The organism is Leadbetterella byssophila DSM 17132, assembly GCF_000166395.1.
GTDB classification, from domain to species: domain Bacteria; phylum Bacteroidota; class Bacteroidia; order Cytophagales; family Spirosomataceae; genus Leadbetterella; species Leadbetterella byssophila.
In genome coordinates, this window is record NC_014655.1 from 511822 (window position 1) to 524957 (window position 13136).

10 protein-coding genes are annotated in these 13136 nt (G+C 40.4%); 7 read left to right on the forward strand and 3 right to left on the reverse strand.

All coding sequences use genetic code 11. The features are described 5' to 3' along the window. Nucleotides 1–2 precede the first annotated feature (2 nt). The gene (locus LBYS_RS02385; RefSeq protein WP_013407306.1) at nt 3–749 is read left to right on the forward strand and encodes a class I SAM-dependent methyltransferase; all 747 of its coding nucleotides are present in this window, start codon (nt 3–5) and stop codon (nt 747–749) included. 60 nt (nt 750–809) lie between these two features. Further along, a complete protein-coding gene (gene gltX / locus LBYS_RS02390; protein ID WP_013407307.1) occupies nt 810–2309 on the forward strand; it encodes a glutamate--tRNA ligase in 1500 nt (499 codons plus the stop codon). A 131-nt stretch (nt 2310–2440) separates the two neighbouring features. Here the strand turns inward: gltX and LBYS_RS02395 are convergent, their stop codons facing one another. The 3 genes from LBYS_RS02395 to LBYS_RS02405 all read right to left on the reverse strand — a co-directional run bounded on the left by LBYS_RS02395 (nt 2441) and on the right by LBYS_RS02405 (nt 6161). After that, entirely contained in the window at nt 2441–4897 is a 2457-nt protein-coding gene (locus tag LBYS_RS02395) for a S9 family peptidase (protein ID WP_013407308.1), read from the reverse strand. 479 nt (nt 4898–5376) lie between these two features. Beyond that, nucleotides 5377–5793, reverse strand: coding sequence for a helix-turn-helix transcriptional regulator (locus LBYS_RS02400; RefSeq protein ID WP_013407309.1), 417 nt, complete (start codon nt 5791–5793; stop codon nt 5377–5379). Nucleotides 5794–5939: 146 nt separating this feature from the next. Next, nucleotides 5940–6161: a helix-turn-helix domain-containing protein gene (locus tag LBYS_RS02405; RefSeq protein ID WP_013407310.1), complete on the reverse strand. Its 222-nt coding sequence runs from the start codon at nt 6159–6161 to the stop codon at nt 5940–5942. A 104-nt stretch (nt 6162–6265) separates the two neighbouring features. Between LBYS_RS02405 and LBYS_RS19220 the strand changes: the two genes are divergently transcribed. The 5 genes from LBYS_RS19220 (at nt 6266) to LBYS_RS02430 (ending at nt 13131) form a co-directional block, all read left to right on the forward strand. Further along, a complete protein-coding gene (locus tag LBYS_RS19220) occupies nt 6266–6433 on the forward strand; it encodes a hypothetical protein (RefSeq protein WP_187287915.1) in 168 nt (55 codons plus the stop codon). Nucleotides 6434–6438: 5 nt separating this feature from the next. Next, nucleotides 6439–7251, forward strand: a complete 813-nt coding sequence (locus LBYS_RS02415) for a sigma factor-like helix-turn-helix DNA-binding protein (protein WP_013407312.1) — start codon at nt 6439–6441, stop codon at nt 7249–7251. Further along, on the forward strand, nt 7202–8290 hold the full coding sequence (locus tag LBYS_RS02420) for a hypothetical protein (RefSeq protein ID WP_013407313.1): 1089 nt from the start codon (nt 7202–7204) through the stop codon (nt 8288–8290). The genes LBYS_RS02415 and LBYS_RS02420 overlap by 50 nt, the downstream gene beginning before the upstream one ends. Before the next feature lie 258 nt (nt 8291–8548). Beyond that, entirely contained in the window at nt 8549–11707 is a 3159-nt protein-coding gene (locus tag LBYS_RS02425) for a SusC/RagA family TonB-linked outer membrane protein (RefSeq protein ID WP_013407314.1), read from the forward strand. A gap of 11 nt (nt 11708–11718) precedes the next feature. Beyond that, nucleotides 11719–13131 (forward strand): RagB/SusD family nutrient uptake outer membrane protein, encoded by a 1413-nt coding sequence (locus tag LBYS_RS02430; protein WP_013407315.1) that lies wholly within the window; start codon nt 11719–11721, stop codon nt 13129–13131. The last annotated feature ends 5 nt before the right edge of the window (nt 13132–13136 follow it).

The window sequence follows — 13136 nt, forward strand, 5'->3', positions numbered from 1 at the left end:
CCTTGTTTATAAATTACCAGGAGTACCAAGCCATGTATGAGGTAGAAGACAGCCTCTGGTGGTATAGGATTTTGCATGATAGAGTAGTAGAGGAGTTGAAAGCCCTTCCTCATTTCACTCAATTAAAGATCTTAGATGCCGGGTGCGGAACGGGCGGATTGATGTCCCGACTTCTCAAGGAAGGCGTGCAGGATATTCAGGGTTTTGATTTTAATGAACATGCTGTAGCCTTTAGCGGAGATCGAGGCCTGAATGTTCAGCAGGGAGACATAACTCGTTTTTCCTTAGGGCAGTTTGATGTAGTTATCAGTAATGATGTTTTGTATCAAATGGACGATGAAGGACTAGAGCAAGCCTTTTACCGACTGTATGCTGCGCTTAAGCCGGGTGGGATATTGATTACGAATAACCAGGCTTTCCCGGTATTTCGTGGGATTCATGATTTAGCCGTAGGAAGTAAGCGGAGATTTGTGCTGAAAGACTTTGAAAAATTACTTGAAAAATATCCGGATTTAAAGTTGGAAAAGGCTACGTATTGGTCTCTGTTTTTGTCTCCCTTTATATTGATAGCCAGAACTATACAAAGAATTCAATTGAAATTAAATTTGGTAAAGGAGGTTAAATCTGATGTTTCATTGCCTTCGCCTTGGCTGAATCAGTTCTTTTATACGCTTTGTACCTGGGAAAGGAAAATATTAAAGGCTTCTCCTTTTGGCAGTTCCTTGTTTCTAAGAATCAGGAAAGCTTAGGTTTTTGGAACAATCTTCGTAAATAAAGCTTAATTTTGCACTTTCTTTTAAAATTGCAAGATGAGTGTTAGAGTGAGATTTGCACCGAGCCCCACAGGGCCTTTGCATATTGGCGGGGTACGCACCGCATTATATAATTACCTCTTCGCCCGTAAGATGGGTGGGAAAATGTTGCTTCGTATAGAGGACACGGATCAAACTCGTTTCGTTCCCGGTGCTACAGATTATATTCAGGAGGCATTACAATGGCTTGGGATAGAGATAGACGAAGGTGTAGGCGTAGGAGGAGATGCTGGTCCGTACGTACAGTCAGAGCGAAAGGACATCTATGCAAAATATGCACAACAATTACTGGATGAGGGTAAAGCCTACTACGCTTTTGATACCCCCGAGGAGTTAGATCAGATGCGTAAGGAGTTAGAGGCTGCTAAAGTGGATAATATCTCTTACAATGCCTTCACCCGTATGAAGATGAAGAATTCTATCACCTTGCCTGCTGAAGAAGTTGAAGAGAGAATTTCTTCCGGTCAGCCTTATGTGATCCGTTTGAAGGTTCCATTGAAGGATGAGGTAAGGTTTAAAGATCTGGTTCGCGGATGGGTTTCCGTACATTCTTCTACCATAGATGACAAGGTCTTAATGAAAAGTGATGGGATGCCTACTTATCACTTGGCGAATATTGTGGATGACCACATGATGGGAATTACCCATGTTATACGTGGAGAGGAATGGTTGCCTTCAGCCCCTTTGCACATTTTATTGTATAAGGCTTTTGGATGGCAAGCACCTGAGTTTGCGCATTTGCCTTTACTTTTGAAACCGGAAGGAAATGGAAAGTTAAGTAAGAGAGATGGCTTGTTGGGTGATTTCCCTGTATTCCCTTTGGAGTGGAAGGATCCAAACACCGCTGAGATTTCCAGAGGTTTTCGTGAAGATGGATATTATCCGGAGGCGGTGATGAACTTCCTGGCACTATTGGGGTGGAATCCGGGTAATGATCAGGAGATTCTTTCTAAAGAAGAATTGATCTCTCTCTTCGATATTCATAATATCCAAAAAGCCGGAGCTCGCTTTGACGTGCAGAAAGCCAAATGGTTCAATCAGCAATATCTAAGAAAGAAAGATAATGCCGTTTTAGCGGATGAGTTGAAGGCTAGTTTGCCTCAACCTGAATGGGCAGAAAAGATTGTGGCCTTGATGAAGGACCGAGTGGACTTCGTTAAGGAAATGACTCAAGGTGTAACTTTCCTATTTGCATCTCCGGACACTTATGAGGAAGAGGTAGCTGCAAAGAAATGGGATGATTTAGCTAAGCAAGCCATGCCGGTGATCATTTCCACTTTGGAAGGCGTTTCAAACTTCCAGTCTCAGGATTTGCATGATGCTTTATTCTCAGGTTTAGAAGCCGCATCTATTAAACCGGGTAAAGTGATGCAAGCTTTACGTTTGGCGGTTACAGGTCAAGGTAAAGGGCCTGATTTGATGCTGATTATGGAGATTATAGGTAAAGAAGAAACGTTGAAGCGACTGAATAAAGCTTTAGATGTTTTAGGAAGATAAAAGAAGAGGCTGTCCAAAATGGTCAGCCTCTCATGTTTTTTGCTATTTTTATTCGTACCCCCCTACAGGCAGGGTGTCTAAATATTCAATTCTCAGACCACCCATCTACCTTTTTAGACGGCTCCTTTGTTTTAGCGTTTTAATGGGATTTCTTTATTGATCTCTACTATATCTACTTCATCCCTCTTAGATATTCCTAAAAGGTGTTCAGAGAAGTAATCCGCCATCTTCCAGAAGAAGTATTCAGTCATGTTGCCGAAGGCATGACGCTGCCCCGGTAATAAGACAATATCAAATCTCTTATTGGCTTTAATCAGTGCGTCAGCCATGCGAATGGTGTTAGCGGGATGGACATTATTGTCAATGTCTCCTGTGGCTAGAAGTAATTTGCCTTTTAGATTCTTAGCTAGTTCTGTATTCTTCTCAATAGCGTAAGAGAAGGTAGTATCTCCTTTGGCACTTACTTTTTCCGTTACGCCGTGATGACGTTCACTCCACCATCTGTTGTAAATATTGTTTTCATGGTTACCGGCAGCTGAAACGGCTACTTTAAAGAAGTCAGGATAAACTAGCATAGCAGCAGTACTCATGAATCCACCTCCGGAATGTCCGGTAATTCCTACTTTGTTGATATCTATGTATTTATGTCTTGCTGCTAATTGTTCTACGGTAACCTTTTTGTCTTCTAAACCATAATCCCTAAGGTTGCCATATCCATACGTATGGTACCATTTGGAGCGGGCAGGGTGCCCTCCTCTGTTGCCTACCGTAATCACTATGAAGCCCATTTGTGCCAAACGATCTACACGATCCATGCTTCTACCAAAAGATTTGTTAACGGCTTCCGTTTGTGGACCTGGATATACATATTCTATGATAGGATAGGTTTTGGTAGAGTCAAAGTCGAATGGCTTGTACATCACTCCGTATAGGTCAGTGATTCCATCTCCGGCTTTTACTTTGAAAGGTTCAGGGAACTTGTAGCCTGCGGCAAATAGAAGGCTTAGGTCTGCTTCCTCTAATTTCAGTATAAGATTTCCTTTGTTATCATATAGATCTGAGATCGGTATGGTGTTTACTCTAGAGGAGTTATTTACAAAGTACTTGCCGCTTTCACTAGTCATGATTTGGTGATCAAAGTTGCCTTTGTTCAATAATTTAGGTTCTCCTCCTAGAAGCGACTGTGCATAGTGGTGTAGGTAATAAGGGTCTTCACCTGTCTCTTTTCCGTTAGCCGTAAAGGTGTAGGTTTGGGTTTTAGGATCATATCCTGTTACGTCTTCTGTGTTATAATCTCCTTGTGTCAATTGACGTATTAAGGTGCCGTCCTTTTGGTATAGGTAGAAATGGCCCCATCCGTCTCTTTGCGACCAGTGTATAAACTGTGTATTATTATTGACAAAATAAGGTTTCTTGATGTCTAGATAGACATTTGACCTTTCACTAACCACGTTTCTCACTGAGCCATCTACTCCAACGGCTACGATATCAATTCTCTTCAGGTCTCTACTGGATCTGCTGATATAGAATTCTTTTTCGTCGCCCAACCAATAATTGATATACAGTTTGCCTTTGTAGCTGCTTTTGTCTCTGTTTTTGGTATAGATGCTTACCGTTTGGTTTTTAAAAGCATTGACGTGGATCTTTTTTGAAGTAAGGGTCTCTGCATTAAACAAGTGAAGTTCTACCTCTGTGGAGTCCGTTTCTCCGGGCATTTGATACTTGTAAGTTTCTAAAGTAGGGCGTTTTCCTCCTACGTTATTGATAACCCACATGGGATTAAGGTGACGATTGTCTTTGCGGGTAAGGACGAAGTATTTTGCGTCGGGCGACCAACTTATCCATACGTTTTTCCTTTTGGATTCTTCCTTTTCATCTCCGCCGGTGGTGGTGCTGTATTGGTCTCCACCCCAGGCATAATATTGAACTCCATCTTTAGTGATCTGGTGTTCTACTATAGTGGAGTCGTTTTCATCTTTGATGGCCTTTTCGAAGTTAGCTCTATCCATCCAGTATAGGTTGTAATTCTTCGCGAAGAAGATTTTCATGGTGTCTGGAGAATAAGAGGCCCAGGTAGGTCTGGGTTTAACCTTAAGAGATTCATTGATCTCTTTTACCTGTTTAGTGAGCAAGTCATATTCTAGGTAGAATGTTTTCTTTTTGAGAGAATCAGCTTTGTTCTTGAGTTTAGCTAGTTCTTCTTTTGATTTTATAGTGTCTTTTGTGCTTTTTACTTCGAATCGAATGCTTCTTTCGTCTTCTGTAAATTCTAGGTTTTCAATAGGTAGGTGTTGGGCGTCAAAGGGGTTCTTTACTATGCGGGTGATCTGACGGGCCAAGTCGCTATTGTCGAACAGGGGCTGTTTGGTTTTGGCATTAGGATCTACGAGGTACCATTTCTTACCTGAGGAGGTTTGGTATTCGTACCAAAATTTATCTGAATGATTGATCCAGGAAGGCCTTACTTCAGTGGAGAAGATGAGGGTCCTAAGTTTGGTAGGGGAGAATTTTGCAGCCTGTTCGTAGTTAGGTTTTTGTGCCCAAGTGAGAGCGGAACTCAGCAGGATTAGGGTTAAAGTTTTTCGCATGATGTTAAAAAATGTTTCGAAGCGAAAGTATAAAAAAAAGGTGTTAAGCTGTGTGTAAGCAAATGAAAGTTTTTTATAAGGATGTGAAACTTGTTGGTAGTTTATAGTTAAAAAAGACTATAAAAAGCGGGTTGAACCGACAAATGATAGTATAAAAAAAGTAAATAATTGTATTTTACTAATTAGTATATATATTTTTTAAGGATGTTTTTTGGGGATGCAAGCGGTACCGTTAAATAAAAATACGAATGGTAATGTTTTAGGTTTTGAATTATTGTTTTATTTTCAAATCGGAATTATTTCGTGTTATCCTATAAAGCTAGAAAACAAATGCATAAGGTTATGAAAGAAAAGGTTGGAATTATTGTGGTGTTGCTTCTCCTATTACTGGGAATTTTAGGAATGTAAGTGACGGTCGCCGGTTGAGGTTTGGGAGCTTTAACGGGTGGTGTTAAGAGGGAGTTAGAAACTCCCTGGTATTAATTTTGGGGAAGTAATTTCTCCAGTTTATTGATCATATCTTCTTTTTCACGCAACATTCTCTCGTAGAGTTGAATTTTTTCTTCGTGAAGCTGAACTATCTTATCGATAGGATTAAAGATGGGTTGATAATTGAATAATGAGTTGCCAGTGGCGTGGTCATTATTATTTACGGTATTTGCGATTATGGTGATCGCTTTTTCTTCATCAAAATTCTTGATGGCCATATCTGGTATATTTAGGGCTTTTGAAACCTTGTAGAGCACTTCGGGTTCAAGTACGGCTTTTTGTTCCATCAATGAAACCTTTTTCTGGGTCCAGTCTTCGCCCAGTTCTTGTGCTAAGGCTTCTTGTTTAATGCCTAGCATTTCCCGAAATCTTTTAACATTTTTTCCTTCGTGTATTTTTGGTTCCATGAGCATACATTTACTATTCAAACTTACTTAAAATTTTTGAGAAAATATAGAAGGATTTCGACATCTATTTTATCCCATTTTTTGACTTTTTTATTCTCTTATTTTCTAGCGTAGAATTTTTCTTCCTATTTCATTTGCAATGGTTATCAGCTTTTGATTTCTGCAAGCAGGTAGTCCAGCAATGTGCCCGGACGTTCACCTAAAGCTTTTGCAAGTAGGTATATCTCATCAGCTCTCATTTTCAAACAATCTTGTGTAGCGAATTCGCTTATGCGGTTAGGTCTAATTCCTGTGGTTCTAGCTAAAGCAGCTTGATTTATAGATTTGGATTCCAGGTATTTTCCGAAAGGTGTCTTTTTCTTGGTCATACTCTTATGTATTGCAATATAAATATATTAGAAAACGATATAAATTTTTGCTTGGTGTATTGAAAAACGTTATGTTTATAGCGAAAAAAGATAACATAGTTTTTATGAGACTAGTTCTTCCTCAACCTGAATATTACAAGATAGCCCTTCTGAATTTGCTTAAGTTGTTGCAGCTTAAAGGAATACCAAAAGAAAGTATTGAAGACGTAAAGCGTGTTTACGAATTGTTGGAAATTTTAGATGCTAACATTAATGAGCAAAACATTTCTTAAGACCCATGAACATTGAAAACATCAACCTCATCAAACTGAAAAACGGTAATGAAGCCGGACTGTCCTATTTCTATCGTAGATTTTTCCCCTGGTATACCTTTCGTGCATTTAGGTATATGAGGGATGATTTAGATGCGCAGTGTGCTGTACAGGAAGCGTTTTTACGTCTTTGGCTTAATCGGGCACAGGTGGATTCAGTAGAGAGTATGCATGAGTTTCTTAAGCGCCAAGTGCAAGAGGCCGCGAAAGCCTTCCATAGGAAACGAAGTAATGAGTTTAGGAAAAGTATGCTTTATTATTTTGATTATGATGACCCTGATATCCTAATAGGTCATAGGGCGGTGGAAGAGGAGGTTACAGAAGAACTTCAACCGGATGCATCAGATCAAGAGAAGCTAGATTCTATCCATCGTTTGTTGCCGCATTTAGGGAGAGAGCAGGAGTTGTTCATTCGTCTTTGTCTTCGTTTTAATTTCAATTATGAGCGTATAGCCTTCTACTTAGGGGGGATTCGGGATTATGAAGTTGCTAATAAGGTGAACAAATGTATAGTTCAGCTGAAGACCTTAGTAGCTGATAGTAGCAAGTTAAGTAGTGCTTCGAAGATGGAAACGATAAGGGTAGATGAGCGCTTAACGCCTGAGCAAGCGGAGGTCTTAAAGCTGAGATATGAATTAGGTGCTTCCTTTGATGATATTGGTCAAGCCTTACAAATGCCTGTTTCGCGGGTAAGGGAAATCTTTATACAAGCTTTTACTGTTTTTAAACATGGAAAAAATCATTCTTACTCGAAAAATACAGTTAGTTATTCCTTGTAAGGATAGAGAAATTTTGAAATCCTATTATGACCGTCTATATGAGTTCCAAAGGCATACATGTAAAGCTGCGAACTTGATTCATACCCATTTATTTATACAAGACAGGTGGAAAGAGATGGTATACCTGGCGGAAGACGCTAAGATATCTTTGGCGGATCATAAAAAGAAAGAAGGAGGGGTGCTGAATACTTCAAGGATGAACTCTACTTATAGGCAGTTAAGTGCACATTTTCTGAAGGTTCTTCCTTCCAATACCATGAGTAATCTAAATCAAGCGGTATACAGGACTTATCAAGCGAATAGAGACCTGTATTGGAGAGGAGAGAAGTCATTGCCTAACTATAGGAGGGATATACCCATTCCATTTTCCAGTAGAGAGATGAGATGGGAGGAGGCAGGAGACGGAAAGAATTTCCTACTATATCTCTTTCGAATCCCCTTCAAGACCTATTTAGGTAGAGATAGATCAGAATTAAAGTCTCTTTTGAAGAAGATAGTCAAAGGTGAGATTGCTTTACGCCAGAGTGCATTGCAGATTAAGAACAATAAGATCTATCTCCTTGCCAGTGTGGAAGTGGAGAAGGCTAAACATAGTTTGGATAAAACCCTGATAGCGGAAGTTGCCCTTTCATTAGAATATCCTTTGGTCATTAAAATTGGTAAAGATGAATTTCAAATTGGATCCAAAGAGGAATTCCTTTATAGAAGGTTATCTATCCAAGCTGCCCGGAGAAGACTTCAGCAAGCTTGCGCCTACAGATCAGGAGGGAAAGGGAAAGAAGAGAGGTATAAGTGTTTAAAGCACTATAAAGAAAAGGAGAAGAATTACATTGAAGAGAAACTACATCTCTACAGCAGGAGGTTAATAGACTATTGTGTTAAGGCTGGTGCCGGAACCATTCTTTTGGTCAACCAATCCTATAAGGAAGAATTAGCAAAGGAAGATCCTATGCTTTTGAGGAATTGGAGTTATTATGGACTTAAGGAGAAGATTGCTTATAAGGCAAAGATGGCCGGTATACATGTGCTAGTAGAATAAAAAGATTTTTTTAGGGGCTGTCCGCACAGCCTTAGGTTGGGGCTATTCGCACTCAATAAGTGAAAGCATGCGGTTAAGGCGTGAGAAACCTACATCTAAGCTTGTAATTCCAGTTTTTGTGGCGTTTAACTGGACTTTTGGGATTATTTCGGGGATTTATTTTCTTTTTCAAATGAATTTTCATTTTCCATTTGCGCTGATAAAAGTACACGTCTACATTTGAAACTATAGTTAACCTATAGAATAAATATATTAAATATGAAGCACGTCTATTTTTATCGTCATTGCCTCCTGGCCTTGCCATTATTGCTGATATTTGGCAGTGCATGGGCAAACAGGAATTTAGAAGGTCTAGTGAAGGATGCAAACGGTCCTCTGCCCGGAGTGTCTATAGCCATTAAGGGTCAACTCGCTGCTGCCATTTCAGATGCCGATGGTAGGTTCAGTTTGCAGATTCCAGATGCTAAGGTGGTACTCGTTTTTACCAGCGTGGGGTATAAATCCAAAGAAGTAGAAGTCCTACCTGGTTTTAATACCCAGCTTGTAGTGGAATTAGAGGAAGATAACCAGCAGTTGACGGAACTCTTGGTAGTAGGTTACGGCACTAGAAACAAGAATGAATTCACAGGGTCTGCCGTACAGATCAAAGGAGATGCCATTAAAGAACAACCTGTTCAGTCTTTTGATCAAGCCTTACAAGGGCGAGCAGCCGGTGTAAGTATTGCACAACCTAACGGAGTACTTAACAACCCTCCTGTGATAAGAATCCGTGGGGTCAATTCCATTTCCTTAAGCTCTTATCCACTCATCGTAGTAGACGGTATACCTGTAAATACAGGTAATGTTTCCGGGGATTCAAACGTGCCGAATAACCCTTTAGGTGACATTAACCCTGCGGATATTGAATCTATAGATATCCTTAAAGATGCAGCATCTACGGCCATCTACGGTTCTAGAGCCGCAGCAGGGGTTCTTTTGATCACCACTAAAAGAGGAAAAGAAGGAAAGGCCAAAGTTAGTTATGAAGGTTGGGTAGGAGCTTCTGAAGCTGTTCGACTGCCAAAACTTCTCAATGCGGAACAGTTTGTGGCCATCAAAAATGAAGCAGTTTTGAATTCTAGGATTTTAGCAGGACAATCCGTTGAAAATTACGAACAGTTCTTCGCTGATCAGCACCCTGATGGCACACCTGTAGATACGCGATGGTATGACTACATTTATAGAACCGGTGTGTCCCACCATCATGGACTAAATATCTCCGGAGGAACTGCTGCAACTTCCTATTTCTTCTCCGCCAATTATTCCGACCAAAAAGGCTTCTTACAAGACAATGATTTCCGCAGAGCAGGGGTAAGATTTAATATAGACCATAGAGTAAGCGAAAGACTAAAACTTAGAGGTAACTTTAGTTTTAACAATACTTTTAACCAGTCTCCTAACTCCGGTTCTTTGCCTAATAATGCTCAGTTGATCATAGGAGCAGCGAGGATGTCATTTATCCTTCCGCCAAACGTGGATCCATACCTTCCTGACGGGTCTTGGAACGTCACCTCTACAGGCCAGATAGGAAATGGAAAGAATAAGATAGTTAGTGCCTATTATAATCCTGTGGCTCTTTTTGCTTTGTCAAAATATACTTCGGAGAACGACAGGATTCTAGGTAACCTTGGGGCAACATTGAACCTAGCAAAAGGATTAGATTTGAATACTACCTATTCCATTGACCGCTTAAAGGTTGAAAATATAGGCTTTAACAGCTCCAAAGTAGGAAGTTCCTCAACGACAACCGGAGGTAATGCTTATCAAATAGCGGCTTTGAGGAACAACTGGAACTGGACCACCACTTTGCAGTATGACCTACGAAGGTCTACAAGTCACTTAGGTTTATTGGCCGGATATGATGTACAGAAATTTGAAAACTCGTCATGGGGTGCCTCTGTTACTCAGGCGGCTGATACGTATTTCGAAAACTACCAAGGCACTTGGGGAAATATCACACCGACCGGTAATTCTTTGGAAGAAAAAGCTTATATCTCCTATTTTGGTAGGATCACCTATGATTATTTGGATAAATACTTCCTTACACTCAATTATCGGAGAGACGGAAGTTCACCTCTAGGTGCGAATTACAAATTTGGGGATTTTGGAGGAGCTTCCCTGGGATGGTTGATTTCTGAAGAAGCTTTCTTCCCTAAAGGTGATATACTTAGTTCCGCCAAAGTAAAGGCTAGTTGGGGTAGAGTAGGGAATGGTAATATAAATAATGCCTATGGTTCCTTAGAACTGTATGGAGCATCTTTATACGGCACAGTGCCTACATGGGGTTTGGCTCAAGCCGGAAATCCGGATTTAGGTTGGGAAACCAGTGATCAGACAAACGTAGGTCTGGAGTTTGGCTTACTTAAGAACCGTATACAAGGAGAAGTAACCTGGTTCAATAATGATGTGAATGGTCTCATTCTCAGTTCTCCCCAAGCACCTTCTAAAGGGATACCGGGTGATGCCATTTTAGCAAATGTAGGCTCTTTGTATAATAGGGGTTTAGAAATTAGCCTTAGTGGAGATGTGGTGAAAAAAGGCAAGTTTTCATGGAATGCCAATCTAAACTTTACCATCGTAAAGAACCGGGTAACTGCGCTAGCAGAAGGAAACGCTGATATCATTGGCACCACGCATGTAGCGGCTAATGCTTTTAATATAACGCGAGTGGGATTTTCAGTAGGTAGTTTATATGGTGCTGTGGTGGATGGTGTTAATCCGGAGAACGGTAGACAAATTTTCATCAATAAGAATGGTGAGAAGGTACAATTTACTCATGTAGCAGGACCTGGAGATTATAGATGGTCTTATTTGGATGGACGTGAGGCACCAGCTATCACTGCCGCAGATTATCAAATTTTGGGGAATGCATTGCCTATCTTCTACGGTGGATTTAATCATAGTTTCTCTTATAGCTCCTGGGATGCCGGTTTGAATTTCACATTTGCTGGAGGGAATTACATCATGAACGGTACACGAGCTACCCTTTTGGATCAGAGATATTTTAATAATAGCACCGAGATTTTGAAACGTTGGCAAAAACCGGGAGATATCACAGATATTCCTAGGCTAGTTTATAATGATCAATTATCAAATGGAAACAATGGACCAGTGTCAACCAATGTAGAGAAAGGAGATTTTGTACGCTTACAAAACATTTCTTTAGGATATAGGGTGCCATTTACGCTAGTGAATAGGTTAGGGGCGAATAGTATTAGGGTTTATGCTCAAGTATCCAATGCTTTCTTATGGACCAAATACAGCGGCTTAGATCCGGAATCATCTTCAAATAGCAACTCAAATACTTCTCCCGGGGTAGAATTGAATGCTATTGGCCAAGCTAGAACGTACACTTTTGGAATTAATCTAGGATTATAATTAATAGACACATGAAAAAGATATTCATTGCTATATCACTTTTAGGATTTACAGCTTGTGATCAAGATAAGCTTCTCCATACCGTTCCTCCTACTCAGCTTAGTTCTGCTGATGTGTTTAATACTCCAGAAAGAATAGAGGCTCTGGTCAACGGGATCTACAAAGCCATTAAAAATTCAAGTCTTTACGGTGGCAGATACCTTCTTTATAATGACGTGAGAGGGGAGGATTTTATCAATATCACGGGGAATACATTTACCGGATATGAAAGTTGGAATAACTCCTATTCCTCTGGTTCAAATGATATTATCAATCTGTGGTCGGCAGGCTATACAACCATAAACCAAGCCAATATTTTGATAGATGGTTTGGGTCGAAGTAAGGGAGTGATTAGTGAATCTCAGGCTGCAGCATACATAGGAGAGGCTAAGTTTCTGAGGGCTTTAACCTACTATAGTTTAGTTACTGTATATGCGCGGCCTTATGCTGATAAGGAAGGACAAAATCCGGGTCTTCCTTTGCGACTATTAGCAGAAACTACTCCCGCGAACAATGATCTGGCGCGTAGTTCTGTAGCAGAAGTTTATCAGCAAATCATCAAAGATTTGGATGATGCAGAGGCATCTTTACCGGCTAATTATAGTACCGCACTCTTAAATACTACCAGAGCTCATAGGAATACAGCTATCGCCCTTAAAACAAGAGTGTATTTAACCTTAGGGAAATGGGATAAGGTAGTGGAAGAAGCTAGAAAGATTGTACCGCAAATCCAGTCGCCATTCAAAGCTACAAGCGGTGTAAATCATGAGCTACAAGACGTGGTACAGATTTTTCAGAATAATTTTACTACTACGGAGTCCATTTTCTCCATGCCGTTCTCCTCTTTGGATAATCTCGGGGGGCAGAGCGCAATAGCGTACATTTATAATACGAATTCAGAATATCACCTCAATCCTACAGGTATTTTTGGTGATCCTCAATGGGGGGAAAGGGATGCTAGGAGGCAATGGTTAAGAATCAATAATGGAAGAGCCTTCTTGGCTAAATTTGGCTCTACAGCTCCCTTCTTGAACTATATTCCAGTCATTCGGTATTCAGAAGTACTTTTGAACTATGCGGAGGCCTTGGTGAGGAAAGGTGAATGGAGTTTATCTAAGACCTTGGTAGAGGCAGTGCATCACCGCTCAGATCCTAATTATTCTTTTCAAAGCACTACAGGCCAAGGATTATTAGAAAGCATTTGGAAAGAGAGAAGGATTGAACTTCTAGGCGAAGGTTTTAGATCCAATGATCTATTGAGAAATCTTTTGCCAATTCCTCAGAAGGGTTCGGCTTCTTTAACGGCCGGAAGGGTAGATCCTCATGATGAGAATTATATCTTCCCCTTGTCAAATGCGGAAATAGCAACTAATAAAGCGCTATGATTATC